The sequence below is a fragment of the Micromonospora sp. CA-111912 genome, from assembly GCF_050948415.1.
Classification (GTDB): Bacteria; Actinomycetota; Actinomycetes; order Mycobacteriales; family Micromonosporaceae; genus Micromonospora.
Genome location: NZ_CP192007.1, coordinates 7,076,058 through 7,091,974, shown reverse-complemented (window position 1 = coordinate 7,091,974; position 15,917 = coordinate 7,076,058). Strand labels below are relative to the sequence as shown.

14 protein-coding genes are annotated in these 15,917 nt (G+C 73.7%); 1 reads left to right on the top strand and 13 read right to left on the bottom strand.

Annotated features, from left to right (window positions below; genetic code table 11):
- The first annotated feature begins 2 nt into the window (after positions 1-2).
- On the top strand, positions 3-197 hold the full coding sequence (locus ACQPZO_RS30360; protein ID WP_433345632.1) for a DUF397 domain-containing protein: 195 nt from the start codon (positions 3-5) through the stop codon (positions 195-197).
- 454 nt (positions 198-651) lie between these two features.
- On the opposite strand, the gene ACQPZO_RS30355 is transcribed toward ACQPZO_RS30360, so the two are convergent.
- From ACQPZO_RS30355 to ACQPZO_RS30295, 13 genes are all read right to left on the bottom strand, one after another.
- Positions 652-1,377, bottom strand: a complete 726-nt coding sequence (locus ACQPZO_RS30355; RefSeq protein WP_433345630.1) for a CDP-alcohol phosphatidyltransferase family protein — start codon at positions 1,375-1,377, stop codon at positions 652-654.
- On the bottom strand, positions 1,352-2,419 hold the full coding sequence (locus ACQPZO_RS30350) for an iron-containing alcohol dehydrogenase family protein (protein WP_433345628.1): 1,068 nt from the start codon (positions 2,417-2,419) through the stop codon (positions 1,352-1,354). The genes ACQPZO_RS30355 and ACQPZO_RS30350 overlap by 26 nt, the downstream gene beginning before the upstream one ends.
- Positions 2,407-3,138: a sugar phosphate nucleotidyltransferase gene (locus ACQPZO_RS30345; RefSeq protein ID WP_433345627.1), complete on the bottom strand. Its 732-nt coding sequence runs from the start codon at positions 3,136-3,138 to the stop codon at positions 2,407-2,409. Before ACQPZO_RS30345 ends, ACQPZO_RS30350 begins: the two co-directional genes overlap by 13 nt.
- A gap of 80 nt (positions 3,139-3,218) precedes the next feature.
- The gene (locus tag ACQPZO_RS30340; protein WP_433345625.1) at positions 3,219-3,989 is read right to left on the bottom strand and encodes a hypothetical protein; all 771 of its coding nucleotides are present in this window, start codon (positions 3,987-3,989) and stop codon (positions 3,219-3,221) included.
- Positions 3,986-4,435: an NUDIX hydrolase gene (locus ACQPZO_RS30335; RefSeq protein WP_433345623.1), complete on the bottom strand. Its 450-nt coding sequence runs from the start codon at positions 4,433-4,435 to the stop codon at positions 3,986-3,988. Before ACQPZO_RS30335 ends, ACQPZO_RS30340 begins: the two co-directional genes overlap by 4 nt.
- A gap of 169 nt (positions 4,436-4,604) precedes the next feature.
- Positions 4,605-6,620, bottom strand: a complete 2,016-nt coding sequence (locus ACQPZO_RS30330; RefSeq protein ID WP_433345621.1) for a hypothetical protein — start codon at positions 6,618-6,620, stop codon at positions 4,605-4,607.
- A 223-nt stretch (positions 6,621-6,843) separates the two neighbouring features.
- Positions 6,844-7,893 carry a glycoside hydrolase family 26 protein gene (locus ACQPZO_RS30325; RefSeq protein WP_433345619.1) on the bottom strand — a complete coding sequence of 350 codons (1,050 nt, stop codon included), beginning with the start codon at positions 7,891-7,893 and terminating at the stop codon, positions 6,844-6,846.
- Positions 7,894-7,972: 79 nt separating this feature from the next.
- A complete protein-coding gene (locus ACQPZO_RS30320; RefSeq protein ID WP_433345617.1) occupies positions 7,973-9,508 on the bottom strand; it encodes a lipopolysaccharide biosynthesis protein in 1,536 nt (511 codons plus the stop codon).
- A complete protein-coding gene (locus tag ACQPZO_RS30315; RefSeq protein WP_433345615.1) occupies positions 9,496-10,356 on the bottom strand; it encodes a sulfotransferase in 861 nt (286 codons plus the stop codon). Before ACQPZO_RS30315 ends, ACQPZO_RS30320 begins: the two co-directional genes overlap by 13 nt.
- Positions 10,353-11,582 carry a hypothetical protein gene (locus ACQPZO_RS30310; protein ID WP_433345613.1) on the bottom strand — a complete coding sequence of 410 codons (1,230 nt, stop codon included), beginning with the start codon at positions 11,580-11,582 and terminating at the stop codon, positions 10,353-10,355. Before ACQPZO_RS30310 ends, ACQPZO_RS30315 begins: the two co-directional genes overlap by 4 nt.
- Positions 11,582-13,069, bottom strand: a complete 1,488-nt coding sequence (locus ACQPZO_RS30305) for an O-antigen ligase family protein (protein WP_433345611.1) — start codon at positions 13,067-13,069, stop codon at positions 11,582-11,584. Before ACQPZO_RS30305 ends, ACQPZO_RS30310 begins: the two co-directional genes overlap by 1 nt.
- Positions 13,066-14,058, bottom strand: coding sequence for a DUF3048 domain-containing protein (locus ACQPZO_RS30300; RefSeq protein WP_433345609.1), 993 nt, complete (start codon positions 14,056-14,058; stop codon positions 13,066-13,068). The genes ACQPZO_RS30305 and ACQPZO_RS30300 overlap by 4 nt, the downstream gene beginning before the upstream one ends.
- Entirely contained in the window at positions 14,055-15,893 is a 1,839-nt protein-coding gene (locus tag ACQPZO_RS30295) for a lipopolysaccharide biosynthesis protein (RefSeq protein ID WP_433345607.1), read from the bottom strand. Before ACQPZO_RS30295 ends, ACQPZO_RS30300 begins: the two co-directional genes overlap by 4 nt.
- Positions 15,894-15,917: the final 24 nt, after the last annotated feature.

Here is a 15,917-nt window from a genome sequence, read left to right as displayed (position 1 = left end):
ACATGTCGAACCCGGAGCTCACCGGCGCGGTGTGGCGGAAGTCCACCCGCAGCGACTCCAATGGCGGCGCGTGCGTCGAGGTGGCCGACCTCCGCGACGGGGTCGCTGTCCGAGACAGCAAGGACAAGAGTGGCCCCGCGTTGGCGTTCGACGCCCAGGGTTGGCGCACGTTCATCGACTCCCTCAAGACCAACTAGCGCTACCTCTCGTATCGATGAGGCAGTGCAGTGCCCCGGCTCGCATCTTCGGAGCCGGGGCACGTTGCTTCTTTGGCGCGATCGAGGCTCGGCGGCCGTATGCCAGCTCAGGATGCTTCGGTGGATGGGCTGGCGGCGGAGGCTGTACGGGAGCGCGGAACTTCAGGAGCGCCTGGGCGTGTCGCGCGTCCGGGTCGTCCAGCTCACCAACCGACCCGATTTCCGGAGCCCTTCGACCGGTTGGCTGGCGGGGCGGCCTGGCTGGTGGAGGACGTGGAAGCCTGAATCACCGAATATCAGCTGTGGAAGGCCCGGGGAGCGGACGAACCACCGCCGCCGGAGAGTTGAGCGACTAGGAGAGCGGGGCCGGACCGGGACCGCCGGTGATCATGAAGTTAGCGGCAGAAAACGTCGGAGCGGATGGCGATAACTTCATGATCACCGAGGCGAGCCTTCAGCGCAGCGAGGCGCGGGCGGAGAAGGCGATGCTGGCCAGCAGGAAGCCGCCGTTGACGATCGTGAACGCCACGATCACCCAGAACACGAGGGCCGGGGCGAACGCCAGCACCAGGCCGGCCACGAAGATCACCGCGCCGTAGTCGCGGACCAGCTTCACCAGCCGGATCGGCAGCGAGGTCGAGGTGACCATGCTGGCCGCGTTCGGGCCGGCCTGCATCACCGAGGTCACCAGGTTGACCATCCAGGTGCCCGCGAAGAGGGCGACCAACCAGCTCGGCGTTTCCGGGCGCTGCGCCACGGCCGTGGCGGACAGGGCGGCCACCAGGGCGATCTGGGCGGCCACATCGCAGAGCACATCCACCCGCGCCCCGGCCGCGCTGCCCTGCCCCGTCACCCGGGCGAGCTGCCCGTCGGCGCAGTCCAGCGAGTACGCGACCTGCCAGCCGACCAGCGCGGCCAGGCCGACCACCCAGGCCGGCACGTCCCCGGCGGCGACCCGGCCGGCGAGGGCCACCACGGTCACCGAGGTGGCCAGGCCGAGCACCAGGTTGGCGATGGTCAGCGCGGTGGGGCGTAGCCCGAGCCGCTGGGCGACCAGCGCGAACACCGCACCCAGCCACTGGCTGACCGACTCACTGAACAGGCCACCCCCCCGGTTGACCCGGTGGAAGTCGGCTACGGAGGGGCGGGACGGCTCAGCCAAGGTGGTCGCGGAGTGCACCGGCGTAGTCTGCCAGCCGCTCCCGCGTCTCGGAAGGCGACATCGCCAGGTGCTCCAGGATGGTGTACCGGTCCGGCCGGGTCGCCGGGGCGAACTGCACCGCCTCGACGAACTGGTCGTCGCTCAGCCCCACGTCGGCCGGGAGCCGGGGCAGGCCGTGCCGGGCCAGGCAGGCCGACATCTCCCGGAACCGGCGCAGGTCTCCCCGCAGCCAGGTGCAGAAGAGCGCGCCGAGCCCGGCCAGCTCGCCGTGCGAGGCGGTGCCCGGGAAGAGCGCGTCCACCGCGTGCATGATCTCGTGGCAGCCGCCGCTGGACGGGCGGCTGGTGCCGCAGATCGCCATCGCGAGGCCGCTGGAGATCAACGCCTCGGCCAGCACCGTGACGAACGCGTCGTCGGTCATGTCGCCGGGATGCGCGAGGACCGCCTCGGCGCCCATCCGGGCCAGCGAGGCGGCCAGCCCGTCGACGGGTTCCCCGCGCACCTGCCGGGCCAGCTCCCAGTCGGCCAGCGCGCTGATGTTGCTCACCACGTCGCCGATGCCCGCCCGGTTGTGCCGCTCCGGCCCGGCCTCCACGAAGTCCAGGTCGATGATGACCGCGATCGGGATGTGCACCCCGTAGGAGCCCTTGATTCCCTCGGTGATCAGCGACGCCACCGGGGAGGCGATGCCGTCGTTGGCCAGGCTCGTCGCCACCGTGACCATCGGCAGCCCGCGCCGGGTGGCCGCGTACTTGGCCACGTCGATGGTCTTACCGCCGCCGATGCCCACCACCGCGTCGTACGACCGGGCGCGGAGCTTCCCGCCCAGGTCGTCGGCCGCGTCGAGGGTGCCGCCCGACACCGTGAACACGTCCGCGGAGCGCAGCGACGGCCGGATCAGCTCGGCGATCTGCGTGCCCTGGCCCGGGCCTACCACCACGGCCACGTCGCCGCCGGAGGAGATCCGGCCGTCGGCCAGGATCGCGGCCAGGTCCGCCACCGCTCCCCGCCGCACGTCGATGTGCAGCGGGGTGAGCACCGTGCGGGCTAGCAGCGGCACGCGATCTCCCGCGCCCGGGCCAGGTCGGCGTGGTTGTCGACCTCGACCCAGGAGACGTCGCCGATCGGCGCCGCCCGCACCTCCCCGCCCCGGTCGGCGAACTCCTGGTAGCCGTCCTCGTAGTAGAGGTTCGGGTCCCGCCGCCAGGTCGCCTCCAGGGCGTCGGCGAGCGCGTCGGCCACCTGCGGCTCGATCAGCGTCGCGCCGATGTACTCCCCGTACGCCTCGCCCGGGTCCATCAGCTTGGTGATCCGGGTGAGCTGGCCGGCGGCGTCGAAGGTGGTCTTCATTTCCTCCTCGGCCAGCGCCTTGATGGTGTCCACCGCGAGCAGGATGCCCGGGCCGCGCTCGGCCAGCAGGGTCTTCTCCACGCTCACCGGGTGCACGGTGTCGCCGTTGACCAGCAGGACGCCCCGGGCGAAGTGCTCCCGGGCCAGCCAGAGCGAGTACGCGTTGTTCCACTCCTCGGCCTTGTCGTTGTGCACGAGGCTGATCGTGACGCCGTGGCGCTTCTCCAGCTCCGCCTGGCGGGAGACGACCGCGTCCGCGGCGTACCCGACGACGATCACCACCTCGGTCAGCCCGACCTCGGCGAGGTTGCGCAGCGCGATGTCCAGGATGGTGGTCTCACCGTCCACCGGCACCAGCGCCTTGGGCAGGGTGTCGGTGTACGGGCGCAGTCGACGCCCCGCACCGGCGGCGAGCACCATACCGATCATGCGACGTTCTCCCTCGTACGACTCCGGGTCACCGGTGGAGGATAGCGCCGGGACGGAACACGCCCGCCGTCAACCGGGGTTCACCCCGGCAGCGCGGCCAGGTCGGCGAGCACTGCCAGCCGCTCGTCGGCCGTCAGCACCACGTACGGGCCCGCCGCCCGCCGGTCCGTCTCCTGCTCGATGGCCAGGCGTTCCGGGCCGGCCGGCAGCTCGGTGATGCTGAGCGCGGTGTGCCCGGCTGCCGTCCACGCGGCCTCGTGCGCGTCGGCCCGGTGGTAGCGCAGCGTGCCGAGCCGGTTGAGCAGCAGCACCCCCGGCGAGGCGCCGTCCGGTTCGTGCGGAGGCGCCATCACGGCGAACGCGTCGCCGGCCGAGCCCGGCTCCTCCTCGGCGGCGACCATCGCGTACGTGAGCAGTCGGCCGAGCGCCTCGACCAGCCGGAGCACCCGGTCGTCGTGCCCGGCCCACAGCTCCTCGGTCACCTCGGCGTGCACCTGGTAGATCTCGGTGAGGAAGGCCTGCCCGCGTTCCGTCGCGGAGAAGCAGCCGTCGGGGCGGCGGTGCAGCATGCCGTAGGCGATCTGCTTGTCCAGCGCCCGCTGGCAGGACCCCGGGTCCCGGTACCGGGTCACCGCGGCGAAGCCCGCCGGGTCGACGGTCCCGCCCGGCGCGGCCAGCCGGGTGCGGAACTCGATCAGGAAGCCGGTGGCCGCCGGCCCGCCGTACCGCTGGCTCAGCTCCGCGCCGCCCCCGTCGCGGCCGGCGAGGATGCCGGCGACGAAGACCCGGTCCACCGGCGGGGCGACCAGCCCCGCGAACCGGTGCGGCGCGAGCTCGACGCCGTCGCTCACAGACCGATCGAGCGCAGCGCCGCGAAGGCATCCTCGGCGATCCGCCGGATCAGCCCGTCGTCGACGTCGCGGTGCTCGTCCAACAGGGCGATGTCCCGCTCGGCCAGCCAGCGGAACTCCGTGTGCTTGCCCTCCTCCAGCCGGGGCCGGCTCAGGTCCCCGTCGACCCGGACGAGGAAGTCGACCTCGACCCGGTCCAGCCCGTCGGCGCCGGTCCAGCGGTACTCGCCGACCGGGCCGAGGACGTGCGACACGGTCCAGCCGGTCTCCTCGGTGACCTCGCGGCGCAGCGCGTCCTCGACCCCCTCGCCCGGTTCCAGGTGGCCGCCGACGATGTCCCAGGCGTCGGGGAAGAGGACCCGCTGGGGGGACCGGCGCTGGACGAAGATGCGGCCGTCGTCGTCGACGACAAGCGCGCCGGCGCAGCGGAGAGGCTCTGTGGGCACGTCACGACAGTAGCGAGCCGGGGCCGGCACGGCGATGCCCCCGTACCGCCCGACGACCGCCGGCGGGCCCCGCGGGCGGCGGGACGCCGACGGCCCGGCCCCCGCGAGGGGAACCGGGCCGTCGGTGGAGGCCGGTCGGGCGGGGTCGACCCCCGCCGTGGGACGACGGTTACGGGCCGGTGAAGACCGCCCGGGCCCGCCAGTCGACCCCGTTGACGGCGGGGCCGCTGCGCACGGTCCAGGCGCCCGAGGGCGCCCCGTTGACCCAGCTCGCCGACGACAGGTTGCCGGTGGTGCGGCTGATCAGGTAGATCCGGGACCCCGAGACGAAGACGCTGCCGGAGTCGGCGAAGCCGGTCGCGCCGGCCACGGTGAACTTGTCCGCCCCGACGGTGCCGCTGTCCGGGTTGAACCAGCGCCAGAAGAGGCCGGCCTGCCCGCTGAGCGTGTAGTAGAGCCGCCCGTTGGTGTAGAACATGCCGGTCACGTTCGCGATCTCCGGGTAGAAGCTCACGGTGGTGCCCCGGAACGTCTGGCCCTCCGGCCCGGCGCCGGTCACCACTGTGTCCCACAGCGGGTCGTGGTACGGGTCGACCAGCTTGGGGGCGCCGAACGTGGCACCGTTGAACGTGCGCCGCCACAGCGCGCCGTTGAATCCGTAGAACAGGGTGCCGCCGACCCAGAATGCGCCCTTGGCCGTCGACCAGGTGGTGCCGTCGGGGTTGGCGACCGAGGCGGCCGCGCCCACCGTGCCCGTCCCGTCGTACGACCGGCGCTGCACCGTGTTTGCCGTGCCGCTACCGACCCCGGCCTGGTAGACGTTGCCCGGCAGCGCGGCGGTGGCGGTGGAGTGCGGTGCGGCGCCGCCGGCCAGCGGGAAGAACGAGATGCGCTCCCGGCGGTACTTGCGGTCGCCGATCCAGGGCTGGTCGGAGCCGAGCCAGAGGCCCTGCGGGGTGACCAGCAGTTCCGCCACGCCGTACCCGCGCGGGTTGCGGCCCGGGTTCCAGGACAGCGGCAGGCCGTTGAGCGGGTCGAGCGCGGCGATGCTGGGACGGGCGACCGCGCCCGGGAGGGCCGAGTTGGTGGCCGAGGTGTTGTTCAGCCAGCGGAAGTGGCCGCCGACGTAGACCGCCTTCTCGGTGATGCCCACCGAGAGGAAGGTGTCCCCGCCGCTGTAGTTGACCCAGGTCGGCTGGACTGCGGTGCCGGTGGACGAGGTCTCCCAGCGGGCCACGGCGTCGCAGAGCGTCCCGGCGATCGACGCGCCCGTGGTGGCGATGACGAAGTAGCTGCCGTCCGGCGAGAAGCTCACGTCCCGCACGTACGAGTCGAACTTGTTCCAGGCACAGCGCGGCTCGTAGCGGTTGGTGTTCCAGGACGAGACGGCTGCCGCGGTGCTGCCGAGGGCGAGCCGGACCACCTGGTCGTGCAGGACCCCGTTGGCCTTCTTGAAGTTGCCGATCACCACGAGTTGGGTGCCGTCCGGCGAGACAGCCAGCTTCTCGGCGCCGACGCCGGCCGACACGCCGCTGACCCCGTCGTAGTTGTGGTGCTCGGTCAGCTTGGCGGTGAGGTACTCGTCCACCGCGCCGGTGGTGGCGTTGACCGAGACCAGGCCGCCGCGCGCCTTGCTGGCGGCGGTGGTGAAGGTGCCGCCCACCAGCAGCCGGGTGCCGACCCGGGCCACGTCGTTGACCAGGCCGTTGAAGGCCAGGTTGGGGAAGCTGGTGACCAGGCTGCCGTTGGAGAGGTTGACCAGGGCGAGCTTGCGGCGGGCGGTGCTGTTGACGTTGTTGAACTTGCCCGCGAGGTAGACGGTGTCGGCGGTGGGGCCGGCGAGCACGTCGTAGACCTCGCCGTCGACCGCCGGCACGAACGTGGTGTCCACCTTGCCGGTGGCCTTGTCGAAGGCCAGCACGTATTTGCGGGCGACGGTCACGTTGGAGTCGCGGTTCTGCACCCCGGTAAACGAGCCGCCGACGATCACCTTGCTGCCGGCGTCATGGATGGCGAAGACCGTGCCGTCGATGATGTCGGGGGTGAGGGTGGACGGGATCGCTCCGACCACGGTGGTGTGGTCGGGCGCGGCGGGTGCCGGGCCGGCGACGAGCACGCCGGTGGCGGTGAGTGTGGCGGTCAGGACCGCGAGCGGTCGGCGGGTGAGCGCCGGAAGACGGGTCACGGGCAACTCCGGAGGAACGGCGGAGAATGATCTGGGAATGCCTCCGTTACCGGGCGGACCCGGTCGGTCACTACCGGTCGGGGAGGCGACGACCGGCGACGAAGAGTCTGAGGACACGATGGCGCATCGGACGCGCGGCGTCTACCCCCGGGTGTCCGATGTGCCTGTCGTCATTGTCGCTTTTCCCGGGCCCGTCCGGCCCTGCCGAGCGAGCCGGACGGCGTCACTCGGTACGTGGACCGTGCACCGGAACCGGCGGGGGTGGTGCGGCGAACCACGGGTCGGCGGTCAGCTCCCGGTACGCGGCCAGCCCCTCCGGGTCATCGTTGAACGTGCTGTCGTACACGGGCTTCGTGGTCTGCTTCGCGGCGAAGTAGACCACCGCCTTGATCTGCGGGTGCTGCTTGACGTAGTCGCGGGCCTCGGTCAGCCAGGCGGCGCGCTGGCCGGGCCCGCCCGGGTACGTAACCCCGAACTCGCCGATCATCACCGGCCGGGGGTGCTTGGCGGCGAACGCCATGAAGGTGTCCATCTGCTCGGCGAAGCCGTCGAACTCCTTGCCCGGGTACACGTCGGTGCAGAGCCAGTCGACCTGGTCGTCGCCCGGGTAGTAGGCGGCGGCGTTGCGCTTCTCGTCGACGAAACCCTGCACGTGCGGACACCAGACGAAGCCGGCGTTGGTGGCCCCCACCTCGGTGAAGATGCCCCGGATCCGCTTCCAGGCGGCGACGTAGTCCTCGGGGGAGTGCACGCTCTGGGCCAGGTTGGGGCGGTCCATCTCCCACCGCCAGCGCAGCAGCAGCGGCACCCCGAACTGCTTGATCTTCTCGGCCCGCTGCCGGATCAGCTGGTCGTACACCCCGTCCCGGATGGACCGGGTGTCGGCGCCGGACCAGGAAATCATCTGGAGCTTCCCGGCCGCCTGGAACGCGTGCTCGGTGGGGCCGGGGAAGTCGTCCTCCCAGTCGTGGAACATGTGCGCCAGGACGACCTTGCCGCGGGTCTGGTCCGCGAACGCGGTCAGCGCCTCGACCCGGCCCTCCGGGGTCTGCCAGTCCGGCTTCACCCAGGCGCCCAGCCAGACGCCCTCCCCGGGCAGTTCGGGGCCGCGCCCGGTGGTGCGCAGGCCGTCCGCCGGGCGCGGGCTCGCGGCCGGCGCGGTGCCGGTCGGTGTGGCCGGCGGCGGCACGAAGTCCGGAGCCGGCTCGGAGCACGCCGACACAGCCAGCGCCGACCCGAGCAGGAGCACCATCGCCGTCTGGAACCGCTTCATCGTTGCCGTACCTTCCCCGTGCTGAGGCCACCGGCGTGCCGATGGCGGACGTTCAGTGGACAGGCCCGTGGTCGGGACCTCAGCGCCGCCGACCCCGGCGCAGCGCCCGCAGCGCGTCGAGTTGGAGCACCCGGCGCAGCCGCCACACCCCGGCGGCGTACCCGGCGGCGCCGAGCACCGCCAGCACGGCCAACGTGACCGGCCCGACGTCGGCCACCGTGCGGGCCAGCAGCGCCGGCACTCCGAAGCAGGCCACCGCCAGCCCGGCGGCGGCGAGCGTGCCCCGGCCGAACGGGTGCAGCCGGTACGCGTGGTGCAGCTGGGCCAGCGGCACCAGGTTGGTGATCAGGATGGACGCCGACCAGGCGACCGCCGCCCCCATGATGCCGAAGCGCGGGATGAGCAGCACGTTGAGCACCACGTTGACGACCGTGCCGGCCAGCGCGTTGTAGAACGTCCAGGACGTCCGGCCCGCCATGTTGAGCACCGTGTCGACCATGCCGCAGCCGGTGGCCACCAGCATGCTCAGCGCCAGGAACACGGTCACCCGCTGGCCGGCGGCGTACCCGTCGCCGAACAGGTGCAGCATCGGCTCGGCGAAGACCGCGAAGAGCAGGTACGCCGGCCAGGCCAGCAGCACCAGCCACCCCGTGGCGGCCTGGTAGAGCCGGCCGGCGGCGGCCCGGTCGTCGCGGACGAGGTGCTCGGCCAGCCGGTGCTGCACGGCGGTGGACAGCGCCTGCCCGGAGAGCTGCCCGAGGGCCAGGAATCGGGTGGCCGCCGTGTAGAGCGCAGCCTCGGGCAGCCCGCGCAGCGCGCCGAGCAGCACGATGTCGAGCCGCTGCACCGCCATCTGGGCCAGCCCGCTCAGCGCCCGGGGGCCGCTGTAGCGCCAGTACGGCCAGAACTCTTCCCGCAGCGAAACCGGCGGGGCCTGCGCGCCCCGCTCGGCCCGCCGGACCAGCCGGGCCAGCCACCCGGTGCCGAGCAGCGCGGCGGGCAGGTAGGGCAGCGCCCAGGCCAGCGGCAGGGCGGTGGTGGCGGAGAGACCAAACAGGGCGACCAGGCCCACCCCGGCCAGTTGCAGCCCGGTCCGGCCGAGCCGCTCGACCAGCAGCAGCGGGCGCATCTTGCCGAACCCCCGGCAGGCGGCCAGTGCGAAGTCGCAGAGCGCGGCCACCGGCACGAAGAGCAGCAGCACCCGCAGCGCCCGCACCGCCCCGGGCACCGGCTCGTCGAAGGTCAGCGCCACGATCCGCGGGGCGGCCCACCAGCCGGCCAGCGCGATCAGCGTGCCGAACAGCACCACCGGCAGCAGCCCGACCAGCACCGACGCGCGGATGCGCTCCGGCTGGCCGAGGGTGCGGTAGCGGCTCAGGAAGTAGACCGAGCCGACGCCGGTGCCCAGCCGGGCCGCCGCGTACGCGATCATGAAGGCGCTGGTGGCGGCGAAGAAGAGGCCCGCGTCCGCCATGGACCAGGCCCGGGTGACGACGATGTTCAGGCCGAACCCGGCGACCGCCGCGACCGCCACCCCGAGCAGGTTCGCCACCCCGTGCCGGGCCGCCCCGCCCAGCTCGCCGCCCGGGGACCGGGTCGGCGCTACCGTCGCCACGACGGCACGCGTCCCCACCAGGCGCTCAACCGCTCGTCGTACGGGGCGAAGTGCTCTTCCAGCCGGGCCCGCAGCGCCGGGTCCATGGGCGAGCGGGACCGGGCGTTGTGCTTGCCGAACGAGATCTCCGCCCAGTGCGGCAGGCCGAGGAAGTCACAGACCGCGTCGAACGCCGGCCGGGGGTCGGCGAAGAAGTCGTCCGCGTCGACCACGTGCAGCCGATCCCGACCGAAGATCGACTCCAGCCGTTCGAGCTGCTCGACGTAGCGTCCCCGGGTCAGGTAGGCGTTGTGCTGGTAGTGGTGGCTGTGCGCGGTCGGGTCGGCGAGCAGCCGCTCCCGCTCCCCGGCGATCCGCTCCTCCTCCAGCTCCAGGGCGCGCTCGAAGCCCTCCGGCTCGAAGCCCCGGGCCGCCTCGTGCGAGTGCGCCGAGTACGCCCGCTCCACCGGGTCGCGCAGCAGCACCAGCAGCCGCACGTCCGGCAGGTCCCGCGCGATCCGCTCGCCGGCCAGCGGGTGGAACATGTAGTACGGGCTCGACTCGCCGGTCACCCCGCGCACCCCGGCCCGCTCCCGGACCGCCTCGGCCTGCCGGACGGTCGGGAAGTGCCCCAGGTACCAGTCCATCCCCCGGTCGTAGCCGGTGTCGAAGTAGTGCACGCCCTTGTGGTAGTTCGCCGGCAGCACCGCCGGGTGCTGCGAGAGGGTCTTGAACAGCGACGTCGTGCCGCACCTCTGGGCGCCCACGATGAGGAAGTCGGGGGCGAGCCGCGACCCGGCGGTCCACCGGCCGTACGTCCGACTCACCGACCGCACCGCGCGCCGCGCATGTGCCTTTACCAGCGTCACTTCGCCACTCCTCCCGCGCCCGGCCGACCGGCCAGGTGATCCTCCACCGCCGGCAACAGCCAGGCGGCCACGTGTCCCAGCCGGGCGCCCGCCTCGGCCTGCCGGTCGCGCAGGTACCGCGCGGCCAGCTCGACCAGGTAGAGCACCGCCACCAGATCGGCCACCCCGGCCGGCTGCCCGAACTCCGCCAGCGCCCCGGCCGCGTCGGCGATCAGCCGCCCGGCCGCCGCACGCGGCTCCACGCCGGCCCGGGTGATCGCCGTCTGCACCCGACGGTGCAGGGCGTCGAAGCCGACCGGCACGTCGTCGGCGAACCGCTCCCAGTCCCAGACCAGCACCCGGCCGTCGGCCAGGGCGGCGCTGTTGCCGCCGTTCCAGTCGCCGTGCCAGGCGCCGAGGTCGAGCACCGGGTCGGCGCGGCGGACCTCGGCCAGCACGGCGCGCAGCCGGGCCGCCTCCGGCCGGTCGCCGAGCGCCGCCAACTCGTCGGCGAGCCGCCGGGCATGGGCGCTCTCGGCGTACGGCCGGCGGTCGACCCCGGCGCAGCGGCTCACCGCGACCATGGCGGCCCGCTCCGCCTCGGCGGCCCGAGCGGGGGCGGCCCGAGGCAGGCCCACCGGCAGGGCGCTCTGCACCAGCAGGGCGTGCCCGCCCCAGGTGCCGTGGTGCAGCACCTCGGCCGCCGCGATTCCGGGCAGGTCGAGCGTCGCCAGCCGGCCCAGCACCGCCGCCTCGGCGTCGACCAGGGCCCGGGTGAGCGGGTCGACGCCGAGCTTGGCGTACCCGATCGGGTCGCCGACGGCGTCGAGGAGCTGGACCACCGGCTTGCGGTTGGCCCGGGCCGGACCGATGTGGATGCTCAGCAGCGCCGGCCGGCCCAGCACGGCGGCGAGGTGCGCGTCGAGCGCGTCGGCGGCGGCGTCGACCACCAGCCGGTCCCGGAACGCGAGCCGGCCCAGCCCGGTGCGGAACGCCGCCGCCAGCACCGCGCGGCGCAGCCGGGCCTTCGTCCCCTGCGCCTCGGTGGAGTGCCGGACCGCGCCCGCCGCCGCCCGCCGGGAGCCGGCCGGGACCAGCAGCCGGGGTCGCGCGGCCGACGGGACCACCGCGAAACCGGCCCGGCCGCCGCGCCGCAGCGCCGGTCGGGCCGGCGCCGGCCAGACCACGCCGGCCAGCTCGGGCAGGTACGCGCCGCGCGCGTCCGCGCCCGGGGGTGGGGTGAGCATCAGTGGGACCGCCGTTCCGGCCACGCGCGCGGGGCAGCCGACTCCAGTGCGGCGAGCCGGGTCTCGCGGCGCAGCGCACGCAGGTGAAAGTCGTTGCGGGTGAGCAGCGCCACGCTGATCAGTCCGTACGCCAGGGTGGTGTTGAGCGAGCCGTAGAGGAACTGGAAGAACAGCATCAGGATCAGCACCAGGCTGCCGGCGATGCCGATCGGGGTGTGGTCGTGCCGGAACCGCCACAGGCACCAGAGGAAGAACGCGCTGTAGCAGAACGCGCCCACCCACCCCTGGCCGGTCAGCAGGTTCCACAGCTGGCCGTTGCTGCCCAGCTCCCGGTTGCCGCACTGCTTGCAGTCGGCCGACTTGCCGATCGCGATGGACCGGTTGCTGCCGATCAGCGCCCGGTTGCCACCGTAGCCGAGCACCGGTGAGTGGTTCGCCGCCTCCACCGCCCCGTTGGACAGGGTGGACCGGATGTCGTCGCTGTGCCCGTTGGCCATTCGTTCGTTGAGCAGGGCGCCCAACGGCGAGGCGAGCACCGCCACCCCGACCAGGCCGGTGGCCAGCGCCAACCCGACCAGGACGACGATCCGGCCGCGCAGTGCCATCCGCACCGCCACGTACACCGCGCCGACCACCAGGCCGATCCACAGCCCCCGGTTGAGCGAGTAGACGATCGGGAAGATGGCGGCGGCCACCACCAGGTACCCGGTGAGCCTGCGCGGCCCCCGGCCGAGGACCACCCAGCCGACGATGAACCAGATGAGCAGGATGGCCATGTTCTCGCCCCAGGTGTTGGTGTACTCGAAGGGGGCGGCCGGGCGGGGCGAACTGGCTTCCCCGGCGAGCACCTCCTGCACCTGGGCGACCTCGACGTGCATCAACCGGTTGACGAACGGTTCCTTGGCGATGGCGGCGGGGAGGATGTAGTTCAGCGGCGCGACGAACTTGAGCTGGGGAAACAGCGCGCCGACGTACCCGCCGATGACGGTGATCACGGCCATGAAGCCGAACAGCTTCACCAGCCGCTTGCGGGGCAGTTCGCGCTCGCTGAGGTTGAGCACGTACAGCATCGTCACGGTCAGCGCGGTGTAGTTCATCACCCGGATGCCCCAGCCGATGTACCGGCCGGACCCGTTCGGGGTGAGCGTGTTGGGGGCGGTGATGTCGAGCATCAGCCCGGACAGCACCACCCAGGCCAGCAGGATCAGCCAGATGCCGAAGCCCGGCGGCACCCGCACGGCGCCGCGCCGGTAGAGCTGGAAGCCCATCGGGACGGCCAGGATGGCGAAGATGAACGAGGGCAGGCCGAGCGCCCACCACAGCGGGTACAGCACGAAGAGCGCGGTCACCGGCCAGGCGACGGGCAGCCGCAGCGACCAGCGGCGTGCCCCGTCGACCGGCGGGCTCTGCGGCGGGTCGGCCGGACGGCGACCGGCCCGCGCCGGCTCCGGCCCGGGGTTGGGCCGGAGCGGGGCGGCCGTGGTCATGTCACGCTGACCTTGGCGGTCTTCGGGGCGTAGATCACCCAGGCCGGTCCGGGCTGCGGGCGGATCTGGTAGCCGGCCGTGTCGGTGACGTTGCAGACCAGCTTCTGCCCGGGCTTGCTCCACTGCGCCTTCGCGCTGGACGGCCCGGACACCACCACCGCGGCCCCGGACCCGTACACGTTCGCCCCGGGCAGGGAGCGGGGGCTGGGCTTGCGGACGTCGATGGTGCGGTACTCCATCGTCAGCACGACCACCGAGGCGACGCTCACCGTGGCCTTGCCGACCCGGCCGCGCCACGACGAGCTGGCCGCGTCGTACGTCCAGGTCTGGCCGGGGTGGCCGGGCGCGGTGACGGTCAGCCGGCCGGCCGGGGTGACGCCCTGGCTGGCCAGCGGGGTCCCCGGGGTGGCGTGGTCGAAGACGCGGGTCGGCGCGGGGCCGCCCTTCGGGGCCGCCTGCCGCAGCGCGGCGACGGACGCCTGGCCGGACGGGAACGCGGCCGAGCGCTGTGCCGGGGTCACCCCCGGCAGGTCCGCCGCCTCGAACTGGCGGAGGAACCCGGTGGGCCCGCCGGCGTAGCCGACGAACGGGCGCAGCACGCCGACCGTGCGGATGTCCACCGGCCGGATCTCGGCGACCGGTCCCACCCGGGCGGCGTCCCGGGACTGGTAGACCGCGGTCAGGTGCAAGCTCTCCGACTCGGCGAACTCCTGGTAGACCAGGTCGGCCTCGGCCAGCCCGGCCGGGCTGGTGCCGGCGGTCACCCGCAGCGGCACCACCACGGCCTGGCGGGCGGCCGTCGCCGCCGCGACCGGCTTTCCGGACAGCGGCGCGGCCGGCAGGCTCGGGGTGGGGCTGGGCCGGGGTGCCGGGGAACCCGGGTCCACCACGTTCGTCGCGCCGGGTGCCTGCTCCTCGGCGCAGCCGGCGCCGAGCGCGGCGACGAGCACGGCCGCGAGCGTCGTGCCCAGCGCCCGCCGGCGGTTCACTCCCGCTCCTCGACCGGGTCGAGGGCCATCGAGTACCGGCCGGGGTCGGGGCCGTCGGTGTCCCGGGCGGAGCGGTAGACGGTGGACTTGCCGGAGGGCTTCTGCTGGGCCGCCGGCTTCGGCGGCCCGGGCGGCGGGGCCTGGACCGGGCCTGACTTGCCCATGCCGGGCGGGACCGGGCCCGACTTACCCATGCCGGGCGGGGCGGGGGCCGGCCTGGCGGCGGTGTCCCGGGCGCCCGCGCCGGCCCGGGGCAGGATCATCGTGGACTCGAAGTTCGGCGTGCCCGGCTGGGGCCGCCCGGCGGGCGTCGGCCGCGGGCGGGGCGACGGCGGGCCCTCCCGGCGGGCCGCCGGGGTGGGCGGGGCCGGCTGGCCCGCCGGGCCCCGGTCGGCGAGCCGGGGGGTCAGCACCGCGCCGAGGACCGGCGCGTCGACCTGCTCGAACTGCCGCATCGCGGCGGTGATCTCGCTGCTTCGGGTCTGCCCGCCCTCGACCACCAGGATCACGCCGTCCACGTGCCGGGCCAGCGCCTGCGCCTCCACCGCTGCCGTCGGCTGGGCTGTCTCGATCAGCACGTGGTCGAAGCGGGCGGCCAGCTCGGCGAGGATCTCCAGCATGGTGGCTACGGGCAGCTCCACCTCGGTGTCGAGGTTGCCCGGGAGCAGCACCCGGAGCTGGTTCAGGCCGGGGGCCGGGGTCAGCGCGATGAGCGCCGAGACGTCGTGGCGCAGCACGTCGGCGAGGGTGTGCCGGGGCCGGACCCCGTCGAGCATCCCGGCCAGCGGGGAGTCCGGCTTGGTGGTGACCACCGCGACCTGGGCCCCGGTGCGGGCGTACGCCGCGGCGAGGTTGCCGACGACGAAGCCGGCGGCCGGGCCGCGGGAGGTGTCGGTGAGCAGCAGCAGACGGCCCCGCCCGGGCCTCGATTCGGGCATGGTGGACTGCAGCACGTTGCGCAGCCGGCCGAGCTCCCGGGAGACCTCGTGGGCCGCCGGCAGGACGGCCAGCCCGGTCGGCCGGGGCGGCAGCTCCAGCAGCACCGGCAGGCCGAGCCGGTCGGCCACGTCCCGGCCGCGCCGGACCCGGGTGTCCAGCCGGTCCAGCACCAGGGCGACCACGATGCCGAAGAGCAGCCCGGCGCCGAGGCCGCTGGCCAGGTTGAGGGTGGTGTTCGGGGAGCTGGGCTTCCGGGGCAGCGCCGCGTCGGAGATGATCTCGCCGGGGTCGAGCGCGCTGCTCAGCAGCGGGCTCAGCCGGCTGTTGAGGCTGGCGAGCTGGTTGGTCAGCACGTTCCGGTCGGCCTCGGCGCGGGCCCGCTCGGCCGAGTTGGACGGGGTCCCGGCGATCTTCCCGGCGACCGCGGCGAGCTGCTTGTTTGTCTCGGCGATCTGCTGCTTGAGCCCGGTCGTCTCGTTCTCCAGCGACCGGGTGGCGGTGGCCAGCCGCAGGTCCAGGTACGCCTGGGCGAAGGAGTGTGACCCGGCCTGCGCCGCCTCGGGGCTCTGCGCCTCGTAGACGATCTGGAGCACCTGACTGTTCGGCGGCACGGTTACCGACAGTGAGCGGACCAGGTCCTCCGGCGGGATGGCCGTCTTCAGTAGGGCCCGAGCCCGTTCGGCCACCACCAGGGAGCGGACCACCTGGGCCTCGGTGTCCAGGTTGACCTTGGTGCCCTGGTTGGCGTCCTGGCCGACCTGGCGGACCAACAGCGACGTCGTCGAGACGTACGTGCGGGTCTGCACCTGGCTGACCAGCATGCCGGCGCCCGCGCCCAGCAGCGCGGCCACCACGAGGATCCACCACCGGCGGCGCAGCCACTCGAGGTAGGTCATCAGCGTGGGACCGTCTGCGTCGCG

What these genes read in the sequence shown, in the direction of transcription:
- ACQPZO_RS30360 (WP_433345632.1), top strand. Translation starts at nt 3, where the DNA reads ATGTCGAACCCGGAGCTCACCGGCGCGGTGTGGCGGAAGTCCACCCGC.
- ACQPZO_RS30345 (WP_433345627.1), bottom strand. Translation starts at nt 3,138, where the DNA reads ATGATCGGTATGGTGCTCGCCGCCGGTGCGGGGCGTCGACTGCGCCCG.
- ACQPZO_RS30310 (WP_433345613.1), bottom strand. Translation starts at nt 11,582, where the DNA reads ATGCTCACCCCACCCCCGGGCGCGGACGCGCGCGGCGCGTACCTGCCC.
- ACQPZO_RS30295 (WP_433345607.1), bottom strand. Translation starts at nt 15,893, where the DNA reads ATGACCTACCTCGAGTGGCTGCGCCGCCGGTGGTGGATCCTCGTGGTG.
- ACQPZO_RS30325 (WP_433345619.1), bottom strand. Translation starts at nt 7,893, where the DNA reads ATGAAGCGGTTCCAGACGGCGATGGTGCTCCTGCTCGGGTCGGCGCTG.
- ACQPZO_RS30305 (WP_433345611.1), bottom strand. Translation starts at nt 13,069, where the DNA reads ATGACCACGGCCGCCCCGCTCCGGCCCAACCCCGGGCCGGAGCCGGCG.